At 53.1% G+C, this 24,390-nt stretch carries 23 protein-coding genes and 1 pseudogene; 5 read left to right on the top strand and 19 right to left on the bottom strand.

Annotation, left to right across the window (positions count from 1 at the left end; translation table 11 throughout):
* Nucleotides 1-115 precede the first annotated feature (115 nt).
* The 4 genes and pseudogenes from V7650_RS12110 to V7650_RS12125 form a co-directional block, all read left to right on the top strand.
* On the top strand, nucleotides 116-514 hold the full coding sequence (locus tag V7650_RS12110; protein ID WP_335656506.1) for a hypothetical protein: 399 nt from the start codon (nucleotides 116-118) through the stop codon (nucleotides 512-514).
* A gap of 93 nt (nucleotides 515-607) precedes the next feature.
* Nucleotides 608-1,723, top strand: a complete 1,116-nt coding sequence (locus V7650_RS12115) for a hypothetical protein (RefSeq protein ID WP_335656507.1) — start codon at nucleotides 608-610, stop codon at nucleotides 1,721-1,723.
* A gap of 425 nt (nucleotides 1,724-2,148) precedes the next feature.
* Nucleotides 2,149-2,529 (top strand): hypothetical protein, encoded by a 381-nt coding sequence (locus V7650_RS12120; protein ID WP_335656508.1) that lies wholly within the window; start codon nucleotides 2,149-2,151, stop codon nucleotides 2,527-2,529.
* Between the two features lie 468 nt (nucleotides 2,530-2,997).
* A pseudogene (locus V7650_RS12125) lies at nucleotides 2,998-3,513 on the top strand (integrase core domain-containing protein); the annotation flags it as partial.
* A gap of 103 nt (nucleotides 3,514-3,616) precedes the next feature.
* Here V7650_RS12125 and V7650_RS12130 read toward each other — a convergent pair.
* The 16 genes from V7650_RS12130 to V7650_RS12205 all read right to left on the bottom strand — a co-directional run bounded on the left by V7650_RS12130 (nucleotide 3,617) and on the right by V7650_RS12205 (nucleotide 22,502).
* Nucleotides 3,617-6,769, bottom strand: a complete 3,153-nt coding sequence (locus V7650_RS12130; protein ID WP_335656509.1) for an efflux RND transporter permease subunit — start codon at nucleotides 6,767-6,769, stop codon at nucleotides 3,617-3,619.
* A 14-nt stretch (nucleotides 6,770-6,783) separates the two neighbouring features.
* Nucleotides 6,784-8,022, bottom strand: a complete 1,239-nt coding sequence (locus V7650_RS12135) for an efflux RND transporter periplasmic adaptor subunit (RefSeq protein ID WP_335656510.1) — start codon at nucleotides 8,020-8,022, stop codon at nucleotides 6,784-6,786.
* Nucleotides 8,019-9,269, bottom strand: a complete 1,251-nt coding sequence (locus V7650_RS12140) for a TolC family protein (RefSeq protein WP_335656511.1) — start codon at nucleotides 9,267-9,269, stop codon at nucleotides 8,019-8,021. Before V7650_RS12140 ends, V7650_RS12135 begins: the two co-directional genes overlap by 4 nt.
* 65 nt (nucleotides 9,270-9,334) lie before the next feature.
* A complete protein-coding gene (locus V7650_RS12145) occupies nucleotides 9,335-9,703 on the bottom strand; it encodes a hypothetical protein (RefSeq protein ID WP_335656512.1) in 369 nt (122 codons plus the stop codon).
* Between the two features lie 79 nt (nucleotides 9,704-9,782).
* A complete protein-coding gene (locus V7650_RS12150) occupies nucleotides 9,783-10,121 on the bottom strand; it encodes a hypothetical protein (RefSeq protein WP_335656513.1) in 339 nt (112 codons plus the stop codon).
* The gene (locus V7650_RS12155; RefSeq protein WP_335656514.1) at nucleotides 10,118-10,486 is read right to left on the bottom strand and encodes a hypothetical protein; all 369 of its coding nucleotides are present in this window, start codon (nucleotides 10,484-10,486) and stop codon (nucleotides 10,118-10,120) included. The genes V7650_RS12150 and V7650_RS12155 overlap by 4 nt, the downstream gene beginning before the upstream one ends.
* On the bottom strand, nucleotides 10,483-10,944 hold the full coding sequence (locus tag V7650_RS12160) for a hypothetical protein (RefSeq protein ID WP_335656515.1): 462 nt from the start codon (nucleotides 10,942-10,944) through the stop codon (nucleotides 10,483-10,485). The genes V7650_RS12155 and V7650_RS12160 overlap by 4 nt, the downstream gene beginning before the upstream one ends.
* Nucleotides 10,945-11,026: 82 nt before the next feature.
* On the bottom strand, nucleotides 11,027-14,155 hold the full coding sequence (locus V7650_RS12165; protein ID WP_335656516.1) for an efflux RND transporter permease subunit: 3,129 nt from the start codon (nucleotides 14,153-14,155) through the stop codon (nucleotides 11,027-11,029).
* Entirely contained in the window at nucleotides 14,152-15,642 is a 1,491-nt protein-coding gene (locus tag V7650_RS12170) for an efflux RND transporter periplasmic adaptor subunit (RefSeq protein WP_335656517.1), read from the bottom strand. Before V7650_RS12170 ends, V7650_RS12165 begins: the two co-directional genes overlap by 4 nt.
* Nucleotides 15,639-16,934, bottom strand: coding sequence for a TolC family protein (locus tag V7650_RS12175; RefSeq protein WP_442955292.1), 1,296 nt, complete (start codon nucleotides 16,932-16,934; stop codon nucleotides 15,639-15,641). Before V7650_RS12175 ends, V7650_RS12170 begins: the two co-directional genes overlap by 4 nt.
* 36 nt (nucleotides 16,935-16,970) lie before the next feature.
* Nucleotides 16,971-17,393: an ion channel gene (locus tag V7650_RS12180; protein WP_335656518.1), complete on the bottom strand. Its 423-nt coding sequence runs from the start codon at nucleotides 17,391-17,393 to the stop codon at nucleotides 16,971-16,973.
* Nucleotides 17,390-18,727 (bottom strand): APC family permease, encoded by a 1,338-nt coding sequence (locus V7650_RS12185; RefSeq protein WP_335656519.1) that lies wholly within the window; start codon nucleotides 18,725-18,727, stop codon nucleotides 17,390-17,392. Before V7650_RS12185 ends, V7650_RS12180 begins: the two co-directional genes overlap by 4 nt.
* 28 nt (nucleotides 18,728-18,755) lie before the next feature.
* On the bottom strand, nucleotides 18,756-19,202 hold the full coding sequence (locus V7650_RS12190) for a hypothetical protein (RefSeq protein ID WP_335656520.1): 447 nt from the start codon (nucleotides 19,200-19,202) through the stop codon (nucleotides 18,756-18,758).
* A complete protein-coding gene (locus V7650_RS12195) occupies nucleotides 19,199-19,852 on the bottom strand; it encodes a class I SAM-dependent methyltransferase (protein WP_335656521.1) in 654 nt (217 codons plus the stop codon). The genes V7650_RS12190 and V7650_RS12195 overlap by 4 nt, the downstream gene beginning before the upstream one ends.
* Before the next feature lie 6 nt (nucleotides 19,853-19,858).
* On the bottom strand, nucleotides 19,859-22,222 hold the full coding sequence (locus tag V7650_RS12200) for a heavy metal translocating P-type ATPase (protein ID WP_335656522.1): 2,364 nt from the start codon (nucleotides 22,220-22,222) through the stop codon (nucleotides 19,859-19,861).
* Nucleotides 22,215-22,502: a hypothetical protein gene (locus V7650_RS12205; RefSeq protein ID WP_335656523.1), complete on the bottom strand. Its 288-nt coding sequence runs from the start codon at nucleotides 22,500-22,502 to the stop codon at nucleotides 22,215-22,217. Before V7650_RS12205 ends, V7650_RS12200 begins: the two co-directional genes overlap by 8 nt.
* A gap of 128 nt (nucleotides 22,503-22,630) precedes the next feature.
* Between V7650_RS12205 and V7650_RS12210 the strand changes: the two genes are divergently transcribed.
* The gene (locus tag V7650_RS12210; RefSeq protein WP_335656524.1) at nucleotides 22,631-22,903 is read left to right on the top strand and encodes a metal-sensitive transcriptional regulator; all 273 of its coding nucleotides are present in this window, start codon (nucleotides 22,631-22,633) and stop codon (nucleotides 22,901-22,903) included.
* Between the two features lie 71 nt (nucleotides 22,904-22,974).
* On the opposite strand, the gene V7650_RS12215 is transcribed toward V7650_RS12210, so the two are convergent.
* The 3 genes from V7650_RS12215 to V7650_RS12225 are packed head-to-tail and all read right to left on the bottom strand — an operon-like array spanning nucleotide 22,975 to nucleotide 24,384.
* On the bottom strand, nucleotides 22,975-23,244 hold the full coding sequence (locus V7650_RS12215; RefSeq protein WP_335656525.1) for a hypothetical protein: 270 nt from the start codon (nucleotides 23,242-23,244) through the stop codon (nucleotides 22,975-22,977).
* A gap of 26 nt (nucleotides 23,245-23,270) precedes the next feature.
* On the bottom strand, nucleotides 23,271-23,738 hold the full coding sequence (locus V7650_RS12220; protein WP_335656526.1) for a DUF411 domain-containing protein: 468 nt from the start codon (nucleotides 23,736-23,738) through the stop codon (nucleotides 23,271-23,273).
* Between the two features lie 10 nt (nucleotides 23,739-23,748).
* Complete coding sequence (locus V7650_RS12225; RefSeq protein WP_335656527.1) at nucleotides 23,749-24,384, bottom strand: DUF2231 domain-containing protein; 636 nt, start codon at nucleotides 24,382-24,384, stop codon at nucleotides 23,749-23,751.
* Nucleotides 24,385-24,390 lie beyond the last annotated feature (6 nt).

Below are 24,390 nucleotides of genomic sequence, written 5' to 3' on the forward strand. Positions count from 1 at the left end.
ACAGTCACTGCAATGAAACCAAAACACTCACTTATTTCATGCAGCCAGTCTGTCTATTGAATGCTGACGGGGGACAGGCATTTCGGAACATATTGATGAAAAAGATCCCGTGATCGTGCTTGCAGCGGTTCTGGTTCACATGCTCACAAAAGTTCTTCTTCAAGACCCGGCAAGCCCATTTCGTATTGCCAGCAGCCTTGGACAAGCAATGGAGGAATTGGAGGCTAGCCTGGTCAGCTTGAGAATGCATGCAGAGGCTGTTGAAGTGTACGTCAAGGAATTGCGCAGTGACGCAAATTTAACTCTATACGCGCTCCAGGAAGCAAGAGAATATGCAAAAGAGGCCCGGAAAAAGCCGGCGCCAATCCTGAAACTCGATCCCGAACCTGGCTCGGCAGCATGGCGGTATACGCTCAGCCCCAATGCGCTTGGCCGGGTTACGACGTCCGCGTTTTTGGCCTCGTTCTGTGGGAGCGGCCTCGTCGCCGCCGTAATATTATTACTTATACGATGAAAATAACATCGTTTATCCTGACAAATGGGCCTGCAGCGCTTGATGCCAGCAATCTGCCAGTTCGACCAAATAATCTGGCTTAAAGGGACTATCATGACAAAATTGATTAGATTGGTGCGCCAAACCGCGGACGGTTGGCATAGAGAAAACATACAGTCGGAAAAGTGGGATGCTACTGACAACCAAAGCAAACACACACCTGTATCTGCCGCTGTTTTTGAAAAGGTGACGGCTGCTTTCAGCGTATACGGCGATAACGGTCCCAGAATCCTTTCTATCGATAGCTTTGATCGTGATTCTCACTTCGAATGTGAAATAGAAATCGAACTGCCAGGAGGGGTGATCTTGGAAGTCGATTCACAATCTTATATGCGCCCCATGCCGATCCCAGAAACCCTGGCAGAAGCCTCTGATGAGGCCGCAGAATTAGTTTCCCTATTCGTTAGCTGGTGTGCGCGTTTTGGTTTCGGAAAACTTACCGATAAGTTTGATGACCTCCGATCAGAGCTCAACAAATTATTCGAGCAATGGTCGAACGATGGCGACGCGCACATTGATCTTGTCGACCTACGAATAAAAAAAGAACCATACTGGCAGGACTCAGTCGACGGCCCAGTTCAAATAACGATCAGCTGCTTGAATGAATATCTTCTTGGAGAGGATATGGATATCGAAGGCTGGTATCCGGGTGAGGCGGTAGCTGCAGTGAGGGAGCTGCATGCGGAAATGAAAACAAGAACGCAGGCAAAGGCGCGTCTGGAAAGGCATGGAGCGGACGGCTTCATCGATCTTATAGCAATGAATTCACTATTGCTTGATGGCAGCATCAAGGCACGGCCGGAGGACTATCTTCCCATACTTCGAGAGCCCGATCTGCATCCGGATTATAAGGTAAAGTGCGGCCGGTTGTATCTTGAGGCAACCGATTCTTCTGATGCTCGCCTAAAATGGCATGACGGTTACATTGACATATACGATCTGGAAATTCCCAGCACTCTGCGTGAATCCTTGCCTGGAAAAGCCATTACCGCGCTAATTGAGCATCCCTTTCTTACCTCCGAAATTATAATAAGGGACATTAGGAAAATGTACGATGGCAAAGATTATCATCGAATAGAAATTGAGCAACCTTGCTTTTTTTACTCCCGCGGGACAGGTCGTTTTTGGACAGCCAGAGAGCTCGACAGATCACACGAGTTATATGGATAGCGGACCTTCGGGCAGACCCCGGTAGGTGCAGAGGGTACCTATTCCCATATGAGATATGATCCGAATCGTTATAAGGAGTGCAATTATCGCCAAGCTCTAAGGGCTCAACTTCAAAGCTATCATGACAAATAGGTGCTATCACCCCACCGGCTTGGGGATTGGTTGTGCATAAACCGCCGCACTCCGCTATCTTTCCGGCATGCCCCGAGGCCGAGATATGGCAGCCGCGCATGAGCGGAACCGCGGCAAGAACAGCTGCCTGAGGATTAAGACCCCTGGGGCGAGCTGTGAATGCGGGTTGGGAATACAGTTGAGGGCTATTTGCCTTGTCGATGACGGTGGTGAAAAAAAATTCGGCCAAGCTCTTTCAGCCTCATGACTCGAAAGCTGCCCACCTCAATAAACGGTGAACAAAGGGAATTGTTATGAAACGTTTAGACCGCGCTTTGAAAATTCGGGATATAATCGTAAATTCGAAATCTGCCGAGCGATGCTGGGATGACCAAAGCGGTGTGAGGAGGCTGACCATCAAGACGAGCGATTGGGAGGCCAGCTTGAACACACGCTTCAATCCACTCATAACAGACGATGTTGCTGCACCGAGCTATCTCAGTGCATTGCTCCGCGCAAACGCGAAAGAACGGCTCGATAATCTTCTCGATCTATGGCTCCCAGAATTGGGAAAAGTGCTGTCGCTGGAATGGTCTGACGAGGAAGCAAATCTGATCAGCATGAAGCGTGGAGATTGGGAAGCGACGCTATTCGGATTACCTCCCTATGAAAGAAAGCGAAGTTCGAAAGTTTGAGGGGGGACCGTTTGCTTTGTCACTCGGTCTCTTACTGGTCTACAAGGCACCATGTATTCCGGCGCCTATTTTTGGCCGCCACCCGGAATAGCATATGGGCCCTTTGGTGCACGGTGGGGCAGCATTTCGCTGACGCGGTTCGTCGGGGGCAAGCATGTTAACAAGTGGACAAAAAAAGCGTCTTTTCGATACGACGCACCTTATGACCCGATCCTTCCCGATGACCTTCGGGTGCTCAGCAAAATGGCATGGGCAACGCCGTTGGTATATTAGCAGCAATTTCGAACCCATTTGTTCAATTTTGCCTGATCATGAACAATGCTAGCAGTTTTTTGACTACTGCTGACCGCCCATCCAAACAGGGCTCAGGGGTTCCGTCCGATAGTCTCAATGGGAAGCCAGCGCAGATAAGGATTTTGGTAGAAATCAGCTGTGGATGCGAATGGCTTTGCGAAGCAGTCAGGGTCCATCAACATTGTCGATGACGTAACCCGCGAATGCCTCCGTGCGGTCCCTGATACATCGATCTCGGGCAAGCGGGTCGTCCGCGAGTTGACCGACCTCATTGCGGAGCGCGGCAGGCCCGGCATGATCGTCAGCGACAATGGTACCGAGCTGACCTCGAACGCAGTGCTGGCCTGGTGCAGAGAAGCCGGGGTCGAATGGCACTACACCGCTCCCGGCAAGCCGACCCAGAATGCCTTCGTCGAGAGCTTCAACGGGCGGATGCGTGACGAGCTGCTCAATGAGAGACTGTTCATGAGCATGGGACATGCCCGCGAGAAGGTCACCGCATGGGCCAAAGATTACAACACCGGACGACCACACTCCTCGCTCGGATATGCCACCCCGGCGGCATTCGCCGCTGAACTGAATAAGCAATGGCCAGCTTCGCTACGCCCTACGGGCTCCGCTGCGCAGACCATTGCTCAACCCGCGCTCATGCGCAACAACGATGCCGAGACTCCAATCGCAACTGGATGAGAGTCGGGGGTCACGTCAGCAGTGGTCGCGAAGGCCATGCACAATAGCATGCCTAAAAAAGCCTGGACCGAAAATTTATATCCGGATATTTTCATAGACTGCCTCATGTTGCTGGTTCTGCTTGCATATTCTTCTCTCTTCTTTCGGCGCGTCCGTGGATCAGCCTGTATAATGCAGGCAGCACAATCAGCGTCAGGATGGTCGAGGAAATAATTCCTCCGATTACGACAGTGGCAAGCGGGCGTTGCACTTCGGATCCGGCCCCGACGTTCAGAGCCATCGGCACAAAGCCGAGCGATGCCACCAGCGCGGTCATCAGCACAGGACGAAGCCGGGTGAGCGCACCTTCGCGAATAGCTTCCTCCAACGCCATGCCGCGCTCCCGCAAATCGCGGATGAAGGATAGCATCACGACACCATTGAGCACCGCCACGCCCGATAAGGCGATGAAACCAACTCCTGCTGAAATTGACATCGGAATATCTCGTAGGGCTAGCGCCGCTACGCCTCCGGTCAGCGCCAAGGGCACTCCGGAAAACACGATGGCAGCGTCACGGGTCGAACGAAACAGCATGAACAACAAGCCAAAGATAAGCAGGAGCGCCATAGGCACGACAATCTGCAATCTTGTGGCTGCTGACTGAAGCTGTTCAAATGTCCCGCCATATTGAACATAATAGGTTTCCGGCAGTGCGACATCGCTATCGATCTTTGACCTCAGTTCGGTGATGAACGATCCCAAATCGCGTCCGCGAACATTGGCGGTAACAACCGCGCGGCGTTTCCCATTTTCCCGACTGATCTGGTTAGGACCAACGGACAGTTCAATATTGGCAATTTCTGACAAGGGCACGAATTCACCGCTACCTCCACTCGTAATCGGGATTGGCAAACGGCCAAGCCGCTCAATATCGATGCGGATTTCTTCTGGCAAGCGAACGACGACGTCAAAGCGCCGGTCACCCTCAAAAACCTGACCCGCATTGCGCCCGCCGGTAGCGGTCGCCACTGCATCCTGCACATCGCTGATATTTATGCCATAACGGGCCAGAAGTTCGCGGCGCGGCGTCACCGACAGAACGGGAAGCCCCGTCACCTGTTCCAGTTTGGTATCCTGCGCGCCGGGTATCGATTCCACGATCGATTCAATTTCAGCGCCCGTTTCGAGCAGTTGATCCAGATCCTCTCCGAACAGTTTGACCGCAACATCGGCGCGGACACCCGCAATCAGTTCGTTGAGCCTCATCTGCACAGGCTGGGTAAATTCATAATTATTGCCCGGAATCTGCTGCACCGCTGCGTTCAATTCCTCGACCAGCTTTTCGCGAGGTTTCCGCGGGTCGGGCCAATCCTTGCGGTCTTTGAGCATGATGAAATTATCGGCAACCGATGGCGGCACCGGATCGGTTGCCACATCGGCGGTCCCGATTTTGGCAAATACCCGCTCGACTTCAGGAAACTCGCTAATCCGTTTTTCCAGCGAGCGTTGCATCTGGATCGCCTGGCTCAGGCTGGTGCCAGGGATGCGTAGCGCGTGCATGGCAATGTCGCCCTCATCGAGGTTCGGGATAAACTCCGACCCCAGACGCGTTGCGCCCCATCCGCTGACCGCAACCAGCAAAGCCGCCCCGGCGATCAGGATTTTACCCTTGGGCATGGACCAGTCGAGCAATGGCGCATAGCCTTTGCGCATCCAAGACATGACGCGGTTCTCTTTCTCCTCAACCTTGCCGGTAACGAACATGGCAATCGCTGCTGGCACGAAGGTCAGCGAAAGCAAAAGCGCCGCAGTAAGCGCAAGCATGACGGTTATTGCCATGGGGTGGAAAGTTTTGCCTTCAATCCCGGTCAGCGCGAAGATCGGCAAATAGACAACGGTAATGATGATAACACCAAATATCGACGGTCGGATGACTTCGCTGCTGGCGCGGGCAACCAGTTGAAAACGTTCGTCACGGTCAAGCAGGCGACCAGCTTTATGCTGTGCTTCCCCCAGCCGTCTGAGGCAGTTTTCCACAATGATCACGGCGCCGTCGACGATCAAACCAAAATCTAGGGCGCCAAGGCTCATCAGGTTGGCGGACACACGCCCTGCCGCCATGCCGGATAGCGTCATCAGCATGGAAATCGGTATGACCGCTGCGGTAATCAGCGCAGCACGAACATTACCGAGAAGCAGAAACAGGATGACAATTACAAGCAGCGCGCCTTCGAGGAGGTTTGTCTCAACCGTTGCAATGGTCCGCTCGACCAATTCTGTCCGATCATAGAGCGGCACGGCCTGCACTCCAGCGGGAAGCGATCGGTTCACCTCCTCCAGCTTTTCTGCGGCGGCCTGAGCGACAATGCGCGGATTGCTGCCGGTGAGCATATAGACCGTGCCAAGCACGATCTCCTTGCCGTTTTCCGTTGCTGCGCCGTTGCGTAATTCGGAACCGATTACGACTTCGGCAATATTGCCAATACGAATAGGTATCCCGCCGCGTTTTGCGACGATTATCTGCGACAGATCATCCTGATCTTCGACACGGCCCGGTATCCGGATCAGGACTTGCTCGCCCGCCCGCTCTACATAGCCTGCACCGGCATTGGCATTATTCGCTTCCAGCGCATCGACCACATCGGTCAGCGATATGCCCAGCGACGCCAGTTGCTCGGCATTAGGGGTCACATGATATTGTTTGGTGTAGCCGCCAACAGTGTTGATCTCGGCCACCCCTCGAACATTGCGCATCTGTGGGCGCACTACCCAGTCATGCAAGGTGCGTAAATCGGTCGGCGTCCACTCTGAACCATCGGATTTTCTTGCGCCCTTTTTGGGCGTAACCGAATACATGAAAATCTCGCCAAGTCCGGTCGCGGTAGGTCCCATTTGCGGTTCGATGTTCGGCGGCAATTGTGACTTGGCCGCCTGAAGGCGCTCGTTCACCAGCTGCCGGGCAAAATAGACATCGGTGCCGTCCTCAAAAACGACTGTTACCTGGCTCAGGCCGTAGCGCGAAACCGAACGAGTATAGTCCAGCTTCGGAATGCCTGCGAGCGCCGTTTCAATCGGATAGGTAACGCGTTGTTCTGCCTCAAGAGGAGAAAAACCCTCGGCCTCGGTGTTTATCTGGACCTGAACATTGGTGATATCGGGCACAGCGTCAATGGGCAGGCGCGTGGCGCTCCACACACCAATCGCCATCAGTATCACGACAACGGCGAGCACAAGCCAGCGCTGCGCGATCGAGAAGCCTATTATTCTAGCGAGCATGGTTTGGTTTCCCATTAGTGATCGTGAGATGCGCCGGACTTTTCAATGTCCTGCCGAATGAGGAATGATCCTTTTGCGACATATTTGGTGCCAGGCTTGATGCCGCCCAGAACCTCAGTCCATTCAGAGGATTTGCGGCCAAGTTCGAGCATGCGCACTTCGTAAATTTCACCAAAATTGGCATAGACCACGGTGAAATCCCGAAACGGCTGCAACGCCTCTGTCCGAACCGCCAGCGGCACTGTCACTGCGTTCACCACCACACGTCCGTGCAGAGCAATACCGGGACGCCAGCGTCCATCGCGGTTCGGCAGACGCGCGCGAACCAGCGCCGTCCCTGCTGCCGAATTGCCTTCGGGCAAATAGCCTCCGAGAACCGAATCAGCGACCGGCTTGCCATCAAGCGTCTCAATGATGATTTTCTGGCCAGGCCGGATTGTGCCCAGATCACGCGGGAAGATATTGAAGACGACGCTCGTGCTGCCTGGATCAGTGATGACATATATAGGCTGGTCATAGGCAACATTGCCGACATTGGCGTTGCGCTCTGCAACCACGCCACTGACAGGCGAATAGACCGGATAGATTTGCAGCGATTCACTCGATTCAATCCGCGCCAGTAACTGGCCCTTCTTGACGTAATCGCCGACCGCTTTTGTCACTTGCATCACTTTGCCGGGGAATTGCGCTCTGATTTCCGAGGTCGCAGCCGGGTCCAGTTGGACGACGCCCTCCACTTCACGAATATCGCTGATCGATTGTGGTCCAACGGTTTCAATTTCAATCCCGCCATCTTTTGCGGCAGATGCGTTTATTTTCGTCTGACCTTCGGGACTTGAATATTTCCAGACATGGCGTTTCCCGCCGGAAGCGGCGACAACCTGCACATCAAAGCTATGGGGTTCAATCACTGTGCCCTGACCGACCAGATAATCTTTCTCCGGCTTGAAGGTGAATTTTTCAACTTCACCATCCAATCGTTTCAGCGTTACGGTAAGCTTGACAGACTTCGGGTCTACAGGCTTGCCATCGCTTGTCGGATAGACACGAAATTCCGGCGGCACACCGTCTTCAAATACCGTCATTTCGACCGCGAAATCGCCGTCACGAAGCATCTTGCCGCGATGAGGGCCTTTTTCTTCTTCGGCTGCCTCACCTTTGCCCGCTTCACTCGGTGCATCTGTGCTACATGCGGCCATCGGCACAAGAAGCAATACCGCCATCGCTGCACCAATTTTCCAGTTCGTCTTCATGGCTTTGTAAATCCTTCATTGATTGCAGCAACAGACGCGTCAAAGCGCCCGGTGAGCCGGTCTATTTCGGTTTGGAGATCGCGATATTCGATCATGGCGGTTAACCAGTTGTCCTGCGCCACGATGATCGCGTCGGCTGCATCTTGCATGTCCCGAAAGCTGAAACCGCCGCGATTATAACCCTCGCGCACCTGCGCCAAAGTCTTCGCTACGCGCGGATAAACTTCGGACTTGATTGCTTCCGCACGGCTAAGCGCACGGTCTGCTTCTGCTCCGAGACTTGCCCGTCTGCGTAATCGGTCTAACCGGTTGGCCTCTGCCGTCAGTTCAAGACGCAAGCGTTCGGCGCGCGCGCGTTCGATATTGCCTTGATTGCGATCAAAACGCCCCAGCGGTATGGTAATCCCGGCAACCAGCGCAATATCATTGCTTCCCTTGATAAAACGCGTGCCGCCATTGACGGTATAATCCTGGGTCTTGCGGGTTTGTTCCACCATAACCGCTGCGCTTGCCCGCGCCACCCTGGCTTCTTCGAGTGCTTGATCAGCCTCTGCCAGTTCGATCTTTTGATTGCCGCCAAGCACCAATTCTCCGACCACATCAAGATCATCGCCATTGCCGCCCCAAAAAGAGGCCAGAGCGTTGCGCGCATTGCGCAGTTGTGCCTGAGATTGTTCCACTGCGATCTGGGCCTGCGCCACTCGTGCCGCAGCCCGCGTTTCTACAAATAGCGGGTCCTTGTATCCGCGCACCCGCCGTAAGGCTTCACTCTGCAAGCCCTCTTCAATGGATAACTGCTGCTTTGCGATGGCCTCGATTTGCTGGGCTATCAAAATATCCAGAAACGATCGCTGCACAGCGGCGGCGAGTTCCAGCCGGGTGACTTCGGCAGAGGCACTGGCCACACCGATTTCCCGTTCAGCCAGGGCAACGCGTGCCGCCCGCTTGCCGCCGCGTTCAATCGATTGATTATAGGTGGCAGTGACCTCCGCCTGGCGCAGTATGCTATAGGGGCCGGTGCCGACAAAATTTTCTGCTTCTACGGTAACCGATGGATTGGGACGAACGTCAGCTTGCACCTTTCCAGCGCGCGCCGCTGCAATCGCAGCTTCCTCGGCGCGCAATAACGGCGCTGCCTCAAGCGCTTTTGCAACAGCCTGATTGAGCGAAACGGTTTCCGCAAGGCTTGGTGCACCGGTCACAAGCAACGCACCCGCCAGAAAGGCGGCACGTGAATATCTTAACATTTGTTGTAAACTCCTGATCCATAACAATTACAGCGCGCAGAAAGCTGCACGCTGCGACTAATAGATCAGGCTAAAGGGGGCTCGATGAGTGGCTTCTGCGTCACAGACCGCATGAAAGCCGGGGCAGCCGCAAAGACCAAACCACGGTCATCAAAAGCGGTGGCTTCAATTTTGCTACCGTCAACCTCAACTGCCGTAGGCGAAAAATGCTGATGCGTATCACCTTTTAGATCGCGGCTATCATCTCGCTCACTGGAATCACTGGTCATCGCTATATCCAACTCCGCCGAGGATATATTACTATCGTGGTGATGGTTAAAAGCGAGACTGGCACTGTCGTGATCGTCATGATGATCAACCAATCCCGGACCAGCATGAACACTCCCGAAAACAAGAGCGATAGCTATCAACATCAGGAATAATCGAGCGAACATTTCGGTGTCACTAGCAATGGACCTGTTGAATCGCAATAAATATTAGAAATACTGACTCGTTTTCGGATAAATATAGACCTTAGCCTTCTATGAAATAGCTCAAATGCTGGGCCAAAGCCATCATTAGCGCAGTAGCCCCGGTCACTGTCGCCGGTCCACAGGCCTTTTGCAGGATCAAGGCGGTGCCGCCTGCGGAAGGATATTTATTGGACACCTTGATATAGGTATATGCGCTAAATCCGCTGATCACGGCGGCAATAAGGAAAGCCAGCGGGAATAATGGGCCGGATAACTCCGCAACCTGCCCGGTCAGAGCAAATATTCCGGCACCGATCATCACACCGGTGCCCATTGCTACCGTCCCCGCCAATGACAGGCTTCCAGCTTTGTAGGACGTAGTTTTTTCAACAGTTCTCAAGGAGCGTCCTCTATGATCTTCTGTCCATTATTTTTAAATCGCGCTGCCCGGTCCGCAAAACGGCTCATGTGCGATGCCGCTTCCGTTGTCAGAGGATGTTGTGTTGCATCCTCCCTGGGTGAAATAAGTTCTGCCAATGCACGAACTTTTTCATGGGTTTTATCTGGGCTTTCCGAAAGCAGAGCCAGCACGATATTCTCCAGTGCGATAACGCGAACTCTAAGCTGGACGAGTTCGGCGTTACCTATGTGCGGATCTTCCGATGTCCGGTTCTTCTGCTCGGATTGTGCGCCACCTTCATTGTCCCAGCGGGAAAGCGCACGATAAGGGTCGCGATATAGCTCGGCGTCTTTTTTATCAGTCATGGATCTTTCCTGTCTACTTGGGGCTGCCTTCTCGCGAACCAGAGTGTGATCGACAGTATCACAATCCACATCACAATGGGGATCAGGCCGACATCTACAAACGGTATGACCGGCATAAGGTCGCTATAGCGCCAACCCCAATCCCAGTCGCGCGGCACCTTCGTCGCGAATATTTCGATGACTAGCGTGATTGTCAGACCCGTTCCCAAATAGACCCCCAACATCCAGATCTTTGGATCGAACATCCAGTATCTATTTCGTTTAAGCAAAGAGACGAGCGAATAGGCGACGAGCAGGATCCCGGCGTCGCCGAAACTTGCTTGCGTGCAGCCCAATGTCCTCTCCCAATAGGTTGCCTGCCCGACATCAAAAAAGGGCATCTGCAGAAATTCCCAGATGAAGGAAGTCATAAAGCCGAAAATCGCGATGTGCACTTCAGGTTGCTTGTCAAAGTTCATGATACGACAACTCCGGTTTTGAATAGCGAAACAGAACCCGCTGCGGTCGTTAAATTATGCAATGTAGGAACTTGGGTCAAAATCATTTCGGCTTTTCTGCCTCGCGTCTGCGAAGCAAATAATAAGCGGCGGGCACAACAAATAGCGAAAGCAAGGGCGCGCTCAGCATTCCGCCGACCATCGGAGCGGCAATCCGGCGCATCACTTCCGACCCAGCGCCTTCGCCTATCAAGATCGGAAAGAGGCCCGCCAGAATCACTGCTACGGTCATCGCCTTTGGCCTGATCCGCAGCAACGCGCCTTCGCGCACTGCCTGTTTGACCTGCTCTGCGTCCGGCTTGTCGCCGCGGGCTTCCAGCGCCTGTTTCAGGTAAATCAGCATCACTACGCCAAATTCGGCCGACACGCCGGCAAGCGCGATAAAACCGACCGCAGTCGCAATCGACTGGTTGAGGCCCATCGCATAGAGCAGCCATAATCCGCCGGTGAATGCGAAGGGCAATGTTGCCATAATGAGCAGGGCTTCATCGAAGCGGCGGAAGGTAAGATAAAGCAGGAAGAAGATGATCGCCAAAGTGGCAGGAACGACCACCATCAGCCGATTGGTTGCGCGCTGCAGATATTCGAATTGCCCAGTATAGGCCACGCTAACGCCGGGCGGCAGATCAACCTCCTTGCCAATCGCCGCTTGCAAGTCTGCGACCACTGATACGAGATCACGGCCTCTAGTATCGACATATATCCATGTGGATGGCCGACCATTTTCACTGCGCAGCATCGGCGGACCCGAACTGATATCAATGTTGGCAACGGTGCCCAAGGTAATCTGCTGCAAGGATGGGGTCAGCACCGGAAGATTGCGCAGGTTTTCCAGACTGGAGCGTATCTCGCGCGGATAGCGGACGCTTATTGGATAGCGGGCCAGTCCTTCGACGGTTTCACCAATATTCTTGCCCCCGATGGCACTCGATACGATCGACTGGACATCGGAAATATTGAGGCCGTAACGCGCGGCAGCGGCGCGGTCGATATCAATGTCGATATAACTTCCGCCGGTCAATCGTTCCGCCAGGGCCGAACTGACACCATCGACCTTTTTGGCCGCGCCCTCGATTTTCTGGGCGACCTTGTCAATTGCCTCAAGGTTGTCACCCGACACCTTGATCCCGATCGGGCTTTTGATTCCGGTCGAGAGCATTTCGATACGGTTACGGATCGGCGGTATCCAGAAATTGGCCAGTCCGGGAACCCTGACGGCTTTGTCCAGTTCCTCGATCAGCTTGTCCGACGTCATGCCCGCGCGCCATTCTTCTTTCGGCTTGAAATGGATAGTCGTCTCGAACATGGTGAGCGGGGCAGGATCGGTCGCTGTATCGGCCCGACCAGCCTTGCCGAACACTGTTTCCACTTCGGGCACCGATTTTATCAGCCGATTGGTTTGCTGAAGCAGTTCGGAGGCTTTGGCCGGAGATATTCCCGGCAAGGCATTGGGCATGTATAGCAAATCGCCTTCGTCCATTTGCGGCATGAACTCGCCGCCAAGCTGGCTGATCGGCCAAGCGCTTGTTGCAAATATGAGCACCGCGATCACGAGTAATTTTTTCGGGCTTTTAAGTGACCAGTCGAGTGCTGGCCTGTAGATTTTCATGAGGAAACGGCTGATCGGATTTTTCTCTTCGGACGGTATTTTTCCGCGAATGAAATAGCCCATCAAAACCGGTATCAAGGTGATCGAGAGAATGGCAGCCCCCGCCATCGCGTAGGTTTTTGTGAATGCCAGAGGAGAGAATAATCGTCCTTCTTGTCCTTCCAAGGTAAAAATCGGGAGGAATGAAAAGGTGATGATCAGCAGGCTGAGGAATAGCGCGGGGCCAACTTCAACCGCCGCGTCAACGACCAGCTGCCATCGCTTTTCGCCCAGCATCTCGGCATCCGGGTTGTCATTCTGCCATTTTTCAAGATGCTTGTGCGCGTTCTCGATCATGACAATGGCGGCATCGACCATCGCGCCAATGGCAATGGCAATTCCGCCAAGCGACATAATATTGGCGTTAATTCCCTGAAAGCGCATCACCAGAAAAGCGATCAATATTCCAAGCGGCAGGGTTAAAATTGCCACGAGTGCGGAGCGGGCGTGCCAAAGGAACAATGCGCACACAATCGCGACAACGATAAATTCTTCGAGCAATTTCGTCGTGAGATTGTCGACCGCCTTGTCGATAAGTTCGGAGCGATCGTAGGTCGTCACAATCTCTACGCCCGGCGGCAGGCTCTGCTTTAGAGTTGCGAGCTTCTCTTTCACGCCAGCAATCGTCTCGCGGGCGTTTTTACCGGAGCGCAAGATAATGACGCCGCCAGCCACTTCGCCTTCACCGTTCAGTTCCGCTATCCCGCGTCTGATTTCGGGGCCGATCTGAATGCGCGCAACATCGCCCAAGGTGACGGGAACACCGCCGCGAGCGGTCTTTAATGGGATGGCACGGAAATCATCGAGATTTTCCAGATAGCCGTTGGCCCTGACGATATATTCGCGTTCAGCCATTTCCACGATCGAACCGCCGACTTCCATATTGGCGTTCTGGATGGCCTTGATCACGCTGTCTTGATCAATCCCCAGAGACACCATCCGGTCAGGATCAAGCACGACCTGATATTGTTTGATCATACCGCCGATGGACGCGACTTCCGCAACGCCGGGAATGGTCTGCAATTCATAGCGGAGGAACCAGTCCTGCAACGAGCGAAGCTGGGACAGGTCGTTGCGCCCAGTCCGGTCGACAAGGGCATATTCATATATCCAGCCGACACCGGTTGCGTCTGGTCCAAGCGTCGGGACAACGCCGGTCGGCAGATCGGCTTGAACCTGATTGAGATATTCCAGAACCCGCGAACGCGCCCAATAGAGATCGGTGCTGTCATCAAACAGCACATAGACATAGCTGTCTCCATTGAACGAATAGCCGCGTACTGCGCGTGACCCCGGAACCGACAGCATCGTGGTCGCGAGTGGATAAGTTACCTGGTTTTCGACGATCTGCGGGGCTTGTCCGGGATAGGAGGTGCGAATGATGACCTGGACATCGGAAAGGTCTGGCAGGGCGTCGACTGGCATGGTTCTGACGGCCCAGATACCCGAGGCCAGCAATGCTGCCATAATCAACAGGACAAATATGCGCGCTTTCACACTGAGGCGTATGACCTTTTCGATCATTGGCCGGCCTCTGCGCGACTAATGCTGGTGATGATTGATCCGGTTTTCATTTGCATGAAGCGGAAGGTCACGCGGTCGCCTTTCTTAAAGCCGCGCAACAATCCCGGTTTGGCGAGTTTGAAATCCATCGTCATCGCCGGCCATTTAAGGGCGGGCACCGGTTCGTGCGACAAGGTGACCGCGCCGCTTTTGATCGCTTCAATTCTGCCGGAGGTTTGATAGCCGGACATTTTTGTGGGCGCGCTTTTCTGCTCACCATCAATCGGGCGCACTTTGATCCCCGATAGGCTTGCTTCTGAATCGACGAGGAATTGGCCAGAAACGATCACTTTTTCACCTGGTGACAGGCCGGCCAATATTTCCGTTTGCCCGCCGCCTTCGCGGCCTATTTTGACCTCTGCCGGGCGATAGCGACCCTTGCCATTCGCTAGCATTACCAAGTTGCGCGTTCCGGTTGCGATAATCGCTTCGGTGGGGACCAGAATAGCGGGACTGCCCGTGTCACCCATATCTACGGTAGCGAACATGCCTGGACGAAGCCGGCCGCCTTTGTTGGCCAGTTCAATCCTACCGGTAAGCGTTCTGGTTTCGGTTTCAGCGGACGGAAGGATGGCGATAACTTTACCTGCAAATTCCATATCGGGAAAACTTTGCAACTCAGCCACCGCGCGCTGTCCCACGCGGATTTCCGATGCTCTTGCTTCGGGAATGGCGACATTTAGCCATACCGTGTTCAGTCCGTTAATCTGTGCCAGCGGCGCGCCTTCGGACAAGGTCATGCCTTGACGCACGCTCAAACTTTCGATCACTCCGCCAATCGGCGCGGAGACCGTGTAAACGCTTTGTTGCCTTCCGCTTCGCGCTACCCGGCGGATCAAATCGTCCGGCATGCCCAGCAGCCGCATTCTTTCCTTTGCCGCTATTGCAAAACGGTCATTGCCGCTTCTTGCCAACGCAAGATATTCCGCCTGTGCGCCGCCCCAGTCGGGCACCAGTATGTCTGCCAATGGAGCGCCAGCAGGCACAATATCGCTGGGAGCGCGGCGATAGGTGCGCTGGACAAACCCGCCCGACCTCGCCTGAACAATGGCAACATCGCGTTCGTTAAATTCGATTGTTCCCGTTACACGGAGCTTAGATTCAATTTTGCCAACCAGTGCCTCAGCGGTGCGGATACCCAGATTTTGTGCAATTCCGGGAGCAATATTGATCCCCGGCTCTCCTATATTCCCATCACCACCTTCGTCAGCATATTTGGGAAGAAGCTGCATATCCATGAACGGAGACTTGCCCGGCTTGTCGAATTTTTGCTGGGGAAACATCGGATCATAATAATAGAGGATTTCCCCGTCGCCCTGCGTAACCGCGGTTTCGCTGCTTTCGCCCGCCCCGCCAGTGCCCAGCCAATATCCGCCACCACCAGCGACCAGAACCGCAGCAAGAACAAGCGCGCGCCATTTATTTTCTTGGATGGATGTCAGCGTCATGGCTGGTTCCTTTCATAAGTATATTTGATGCGAACCGTGTCGCGAACCAGTGTTGCTTCCCGGTCGAGCAGATCGATTTCTGCTTCGGCAAAAGCCACGGCTGCATTGAGCGCGGTGTCCAGATCAACGCGGCCGGCGCCGTAGCTAACCCGTTCCAGTTCAGCCTGTTTTTTGGCCAGCGGCAAAAGCGTGTTTTTGGACCGTTCCCAGTTTTCCCGGTAAGACCGGTTTGCAGCGAGATCGCTGGAGAGCTCTGCGCGCAATTGCCTTTCCAGATCATTGGCTTCCAGCCGGGCTGCACTGGCTTCCAAAATTCGCGCGTCGATGATCGGATTCTGGCGCTTATTTGCAAATAATGGCAGATCGATCGTTACACCGACCGAGACATATTCGCCATATTCCGGCCGGCGATGCACATAAGAGGCGTTCACACTGAAGTCCGGTCGCTTGTTTGCACGCGCCAGTTCCACGTCGGCGTCCGCCCGTTCTACTTTTGCATCCTCTATATCCAGAATGGGTAGCTCCTTGATCGTGCTGATAAGAGCTTCCCGGTCGATGGTGAATTCAGGGAGATTGCCTTGGGTTTCGGGGCTTTCGACGCCGGTCCACCGCGCGAGCATTGCCCGGGCCTTTTCAATATCGGCGGCACGCAGCGAGCGCCGGTCAGCCAGTTTCGCGATCAGCAGCTCCGGCTCAAATGCCTCAGCCGGCCGGGTGATCCCCGATTCAAGGCGAGCGCCAACCGTTGCCGAGACTTCATTGAGGCTCTGCTGCAAGACTTCCAATATTTTGAGCCGCCGCTGGGCGTAATAGAGATCGATCCAGGAAAGCGCAGAATAGAGCTGCACATCCTGAACCAAAGCTTCCTTATTGGCTCTTGCCACGGTTATGTCCGCTATCGCCTGACCCGCACGAGCGCGTCTTTTTGCGCCATTGGGAATATCCTGGCTGATACCGATCCTTTGCCTGGGAAATCCGTCACGACCGGGCCGCGGAGAAATCTCGAATGGGCCAGCAATTCTCCGATCCATTATGTCGACGCTGAGTTTCGGATCGGGAAGTTGATCGGCCGCAATCGCGGCGCTCTGCGCCGCTTCAACAACGAGTGACCGGGCCTCGATTGCCGGCGTCGCTGTCTCTGCCAATTCGACCGCTTCTGCGAATGTGAGTGGTTCGGCTTGAAGCGAAAAAACGGGGGTTTGCAACGCCAAGACAGGAAAAACTAGCAAAGGAAGTCGCGATTTGGCTCCGCGGGTTTGCTGTCTGTACTTCATCATGCCTCTTTCAATCATCCAAAAGCCTTTCCTCGCGGAGCTTTGCCTCAGCTATTATGCCGGACTAGTTTCCGTTTCGGTCATCAATATAAAAATAAGCGATGCGGAACAGCTGATCAGCAAAAATCCGTTCAAAGATTCTATACCTGCCAGAAACCGCAAATGACCGGTTGGATAAATATCACCGAGGCCAAGGGATGTATAATTCACCAATGAAAAATAGAAAATTTCCATTGATGAGATATCCGCCGGCTTAAAACTGCCAAGACCAGCACTGGATCCAGCTACAAATGCAATGGCGTAAAGGCCAGCCTCCGAAATATGTGCAATGGCTGCGGCATAAAGCCCAATCACCAGTTTACGGGTTTTACCCAAGCTTGTTGATTTGAGCCATTGATGCGTCCGGTGGATAACTTGAAAGTGGATAAATCCGGTTATTCCAAACATCGACAGACCAAGAAAAATTGTCCAGATCAATGGGAATGCCCTTCCATGCCGGGTTTGGCTTCATCATCGGTACGCCGGGTGGACAAATAATATTTCTCGAAAGCGAAAAAACCTGCAATGCCAGCGAAAGAAATAGCAATGATCATTGGATCACTAGCTGCTTTCATGGTCAGGAATGCTCCAAGGACAATCAAATCCAAAATGATAGCGCTAAGCAAAACCCATGCTTTTGCGCCGACATCATCCTTGAGATGGCGATAAACGCCCCAATGGATAACCATGTCCATGACCAGATAAAATATAGCTCCTAGGGACGCTATTCGAGTCAGATCAAAAAACGCAGCTAATAGACCCGCGGCGATAACTGTGAAGACAAGCGTGTGCTTTTGCACGTCACCGGGCATTCCAAAATGGCGATGGGGGATCAGGTTCATGTCTGTGAGCATCGCAAGCATGCGCGATACGGCAAAGACGCTGGCAAGGAGACCCGATGCTGTTGCGATGATGGCAACGGCAACCGTGAACCATACTCCATAGTCGCCAAAAGCAGGCCGCGCCGCCTCTGCCAAAGCATAGTCTTTGGCGGCGGCAATTTCGCTAATGCTCAACGTCGATCCCACAGCGAGCGCCACGGTCATGTATACTAGCAAACATATCCCTAATGAGATCATGATAGCGCGACCAATGTTTTTCTTGGGGTCAACGACCTCGCCGCCGCTATTCGTAATTGTGGTAAATCCCTTGAACGCTAATATTGCCAGTGCAATCCCGGCAATAAAGCCGGTTGGCGAAGTTGCTTCGCTTGGCGCAGCTTGCGTAAACTCGAACGTGAACCCGGATGCCCAAAGAATGGTGAGGGAAAAAATCAATATACCGCCGATTTTTAGAATCGCAGTGATTCCAGATATCGCACCGATAATCTTGTTACCGGCGATGTTGACGATAAATGCGAAGATGATAAGGCCTATTGCCAGTATCGAAACCAGAACGGAATCGCGGCCTATATCGAACAGTTGAAGCGTATAAGTCCCGAAAGTCCTGGCAACCAGGCTTTCGTTGATGATCATCGAAAAGGCCATCATCAACGCCGCCGCGCCAGTAATAGTCGACGGCCCATAGGATTTTTTGAGGATCGTAGCGATTCCGCCAGCTGACGGATATTTATTGGATACTTTGATATAGGTATAGGCGCTAAAGCCGCTAATCACTGCGCCAATCAGGAAGGCAAGCGGGAAGAGTGGCCCGGATAATTCTGCAATCTGACCCGTCAGTGCAAAGATTCCCGCACCGATCATAACCCCGGTCCCCATGGCTACCGTACCCGCAAGCGATAAACTATTTTTGTTATAGGAACTTTTTTGCATCTATTTTCGCCTTTGAGATGTGCGGAAGTTATGGCTGCGGTTGACGCCTTGCAAACCAAAGCGTGATCAACGGGATGAATATCCACATAAGGACGGGAACAAGGCCTATATTCGTACCGGGCACCAAAGGCATGAGTTCGCTATATCGCCAGCCCCATCCCCATTCACGTGGCACGCTGGTGGCCATTGCTTCAATAATTACCGTAATCCCCAGTCCGGTCAGTAGATAAATACTGATCATCCAGTATTTTGGAGAATGCAGCCAGTTCCGGTTCCGCGTTATTATCGAAACTGCCGTGTAGGCGAGCACCAATATTCCCACGTCGCCAAATGTTGCCCGGGTACAGCCCAGCGTTCTCTGCCAATAGCCTGCCGATCCCACATCAAAGAATGGCATTTGCAGGATTTCCCAAATGAAGGACGTGAAAAATCCGAATGTGGCGATATGAACCTCGGGCGCTTTGTCAAATTTCATGAAGCGACAAACTTTGCTTTAAACAGTGAAATGGAACCCGTTGCTGTCGCGAAACTTTGTGTTTTTTCCGTCAAATATCCCGGTGCCACCAATATTCTTTCCAATATACCCTCAGCATTGTGCCTCGTATCTTCAACGCCATCCAGCTGCTGCACCGTCATTCGAAAGGCAGCGCGCATCAGTGGTGACTTCTGCATTGCATAATCTGCAATGTGGAGTTCTCCGCCGGGCATAAGCAGGCTGCGCATGATTTCGGCTATCTCGTTCTTTTTTTCGAGCGCCACCTGATGAAACATCAAACTGGATGTTATCTTTGTAGGCTGCCATCCTTTGGGCAAAGCTTCTTTTGACAAGAACCCCGGAATCAACCGAATATTGGCACTGTCTATTTTTTTGGATGCGCGCTCGAGTGCCGCTATGTCCGGGTCAAGCCCGATAAAATCGGCTTCTGGGCACTGCTCCGCCAAAACAGCAAGCAGGCTGCCGGTCCCACAGCCCACATCCAAAATCCTGTCGCCTGGAAGCGGATTGATCTGTTTTACCAGCGTCGAACGCCAGTCGCTTTCCCGCGTCAAATACCGGATGACGAGATCATAGAGGGGCGTCAGGATTTTATAGCCCAATGGCGGGGTATAAGTTTCGATTGCCATTAGCTGCTACAAGGTCCGGCGGCGCAAGCGCAGCGCATTTGCGATAACCGATACTGAGGAGAGACTCATCGCAGCGGCCGCGATCATCGGGCTCAATAATATGCCGAACCAAGGATAGAGGATCCCGGCTGCGACGGGTACGCCCAGTCCATTATAGATAAAGGCGAAAAAGAGGTTTTGCCGGATATTGCCCATTGTGAGTTGGCTGAGGTGACGGGCCTTGGCAATGCCACCCAAATCGCCCTTTACCAGAGTGATTCCAGCACTCTCCATCGCTACATCGGTCCCCGTCCCCATCGCAATACCCACATCGGCTTTAGCCAAAGCGGGCGCATCATTGATGCCATCACCAGCCATTGCGACCTTCTTACCGGCAGCTTGTAACTCGCTGATCACCCGGTGCTTGTCTTCCGGTGATACATTGGCATGAATTTCATCAATACCAATGAGCTTCCCAACGGCTTGCGCGGTCGCTTCTGCATCTCCTGTGAGCATCACCACACGAATATTGGCGTTGTGAAGAGCCTTAATGGCATCGACGGTTGTTGGTTTGATGGGGTCTGCTACGCCGATGAGACCGGCAGGTTTCCCGTCCACGGCAACAAACATGACAGTCTGACCCTGTGATCGTCCATCTTGCGCTTTTGCAATTAGATCTGCGCTGCTCGCGCCGAGCCTTTCCATCATCTTTTCATTGCCGATGCCAACGCGCAGGTTCTGTGCAGTTGCTTCGACACCTTCCCCAGTAACCGACTGGAAATCGGTTGCTGCTTCAAACGAAAGGCCCTTATCCTTTGCGCCAGTTACAATCGCGGCGGCCAGCGGGTGTTCACTCGCCATTTCAATTGCAGCAACAAGTGCCAGCATTTCATCGCCATCAAAACCATGCGCGGGCTCTACCGAGACCAGTTTGGGCTTGCCCTCGGTCAGTGTGCCAGTCTTGTCGACCACGATGGTGTCTATCTTTTCCAAAGTTTCCAGCGCCTCGGCATTTTTGATCAAGATACCGTTCTGCGCACCCTTACCTGTGCCCACCATGATCGACATCGGGGTTGCAAGACCAAGCGCACAGGGACACGCAATGATCAAAACCGCGACCGCATTGACCAGACCATAAGCAAGAGCGGGATGAGGGCCCCAAATCGCCCAGATGATGAACGTGATAATCGAGATGAGAATGACTACCGGAACAAAAAGGCCGGCAACCGAATCCGCGAGCTTCTGGATGGGCGCGCGGCTGCGCTGTGCTTCCGCTACCATCTGGACAATCTTGGCGAGCAGCGTGTCTTTACCCACACGCTCAGCTGTCATAATGAAACTGCCGGTCTGATTGACTGTCCCACCGGTGACATCGTCTCCTTCGGCTTTGGCGACCGGGATTGGCTCGCCCGTGATCATCGATTGGTCAATCGTGCTGGAGCCCTTGGCAATAGTGCCATCGACGGGTATTTTGTCGCCCGGACGGACGCGCAGGCTGTCACCGGACTGCACCTGGTCGAGCGATATTTCTTCTTCAGACCCATCCGCACCAACGCGCAAGGCAATTGGCGGTGCCAGTTCCAGCAGTGCCCGCAAGGCGCTTGATGTCTGCCCGCGTGCCTTCAGTTCCAGTACTTGTCCCAATAGGACCAAAGTCGTAATGACTGCCGCGGCTTCATAATAGACAGCAACGCCGCCATCGTGCCCGCGAAACGCGGCTGGGAAGATATTTGGCAAAAAGGTTGCAACGACGCTGAATATATAGGCAACAGCTACGCCCAGCCCGATCAGGGTAAACATGTTGAGGTTCATGGTTTTGACTGATTGGATACCGCGAACGAAAAAAGGCCATGCACCCCAGAGGACTACCGGTGTTGCCAGCAAAAACTGCAACAACTGAGCTACCCCTGGTTCAAACAGGCCCTCGAATGGTTTGCCGGGGATGAGATCCCCCATTGCGTATATGAAGAGGGGGATGGAAAATATCGCGCTGACCCAAAAGCGCCTGCGCATATCGATATATTCAGGGTCAGGGCCGGTTTCTAAAGAAAATTCCTCCGGCTCAAGCGCCATGCCGCAAATTGGACATGAGCCAGGTCCGTCTTGCCGAATTTCCGGATGCATAGGACATGTATAGATAGTCCCTGCTGGCGTATGATCCCGTACCTCGCGATGCTTTCCCGAAATATAATGTTCTGGATCTGCAACAAATTTGGTTTTGCATCCGTTAGAACAAAAATGATAATCCCGAGCATCATGATATGCATGATGCTCGGTCTTATCCGGCTCAACAGTCATACCGCAGACGGGGTCTGTGACATGATCTGAAGAACCTTCATGGCTGTGGTCATGGCCTGAAAGGCCATGGGGGGAAGGAGTGACCTCAGCCATTAGCGGAATTTCCAATTCGTTTTTCGAAAAAGCGTTTCAGCGGGATTACAAAGAGCGCGATATACCAGCCATAAGCAAAACTACCGATGGCACCTGCGAGAAAGCCAGGCCATGTCAGCCATTCAAAACCGGGGAGCCATGGCGCCCAGGCTTCATGCATATGCGCCCAATCAGGTGCGATAATACCAAAACCAATGCATATTAGATAGCTGACAAGCAGGAACAGACTCAGAGTCCACCCCAGGATTAGAATTTGTTTTCCAGTTGAGATACCGGGCATATTACGCTCCAATCATTTTTGTTGATCAATATACTATAGTGGAGTATAGTTTAATAGTCAAGAGAGGTAATGGAACCTGGAAAAAACCTTTTGATTAAGCCACCACTGAAATAAGGGATTAGGAAAATATGACAGAAAAATTTACTCGAGAAATATCCCGGATGCACCGGATTGAAGGCCAGGTTCGCGGTATAGCTAAAATGATGGAGGAAGGCCGCTATTGCATCGATATTCTCCAACAATTTTCTGCTGTGGAGGCTGCGTTACGCGCCACAAAAATGAAAATATTGGAAATTCACATCAATCATTGCGTTGAAGAAGCCCTCACGTCGGGAAACAAAGCTGACCAAAAGGAAAAAATTGCCGAACTCGTCAGCTTGTTTGGCAAAATGGGAAAGTAGGAACCGGCCCGAAGCCTTAAAATCGAAATTCTAAAACTCCGGACCCATCCTGCGACCCTATGCGGGTTTAACTATTCCGGCTTGGCCGGTTCTGTTTTGGCCGGACCATGGCCCATTTTGCTATGATCCATCTTCGAATGATCCATCATCTGGCAGGACATTTTGCCATCAGCGTCTTTTTGCATCATACCTGGCATCTTCTTGCCATCCTTCATCATTTCACATTTCTGTGACTGATTAGCACCAGCCTTGTGAGAAGTACCGGCTTTGTGTTGATGCGCCAAAGCTGCACCGCTTGAAACCAGAGCGATTGCGCTGGCGATAACTGCTAGTTTATTCATTATATTTCCCTTCTAGGTTGTTCGTCTCAATTATAGTTTGTGAACACACTCTGCCCATCAGCGCCAAAGGCGATGACCTGGTAAGCTTGTGTTTGATTTTCATATTCCATGCCCGGTGACCCGACCGGCATGCCTGCTACGGCAATCCCTTTAACGCCAGCAGGGCGGGTTTCGAGCAATCGCTTGATATCAGCTGCTGGGACGTGGCCCTCGATGACATATCCGTCAATAACAGCGGTATGACAAGAAGCCAGCATGGGCGGAACGCCCAAAGCGGTTTTACGCGCCCGCATATTAGCTTCGTCTTTAACCGTGATCGTCCGGTCCATGCCTTTCTCGGCATGATCCGCCCACTTCAAACAGCAACCGCAGCCAGCATCCCGGTACATAACGATTGGGGCGGCGCTTACCGCTGTTGTGCAGGCTGCCAGCAACGCGAGCGTCAGACCACTGGCTGCTTTACGTAAAGATTTAATAGATAAGCTTTTGGTCATAAGTATTCCTCTACATTCCCATATGGTTGGGGCCGAGCGACATCTCTGCACCCCAATAGCCTTGAAATAGTATCGCCAGTGCTACGGCCGCCAGCCCGACGCGGAACACTGTGCGTTTGCCCGAGTTTGCGGGAGCATTAGACAAAAGAGCGAGCAATATGCCGGTTATGGCGATGCCGGTGCCTGTCCACCTGTGAAGTCCCAAAATCTCCGAACGATCACTCATGCGTATGCCGCCTGCGAGCCAGCCCAAAATTGCAGCCACAATGCCGCCGGCTGCACCGATCCAGACGAGGAACCGAACCGAACTCCCCACACCTGCCGTCGGATTAATAATCATGATAAGCTCGGCCAATGCGGCAACCAGGAAAAGAGCGATTGGGAAATGAACCGCCATAGGGTGTAAGCGACCGAGAAAATCGATGAGATCGAAGCTTTTGTCGGTTGCTGCTTTGTGGGCATGTTCGGCATGTGGATCTGTCATATCTCCAGATTGCATCGATGCCATGCTTTCATCAGCGGCGTTGTGTTCGGTCGATTGGGCCACGGGATCAGGCTCATTATTGCGATGCGCCTCATGCGCCTGCAATGCCGAAGCGGGCGTGAGAATTAAAAGCAGTACCAAACCGATCGAACGCCAGTGCATATTGAG

This window comes from Parasphingorhabdus sp., from assembly GCF_036964565.1.
Lineage (GTDB): Bacteria > Pseudomonadota > Alphaproteobacteria > Sphingomonadales > Sphingomonadaceae > Parasphingorhabdus.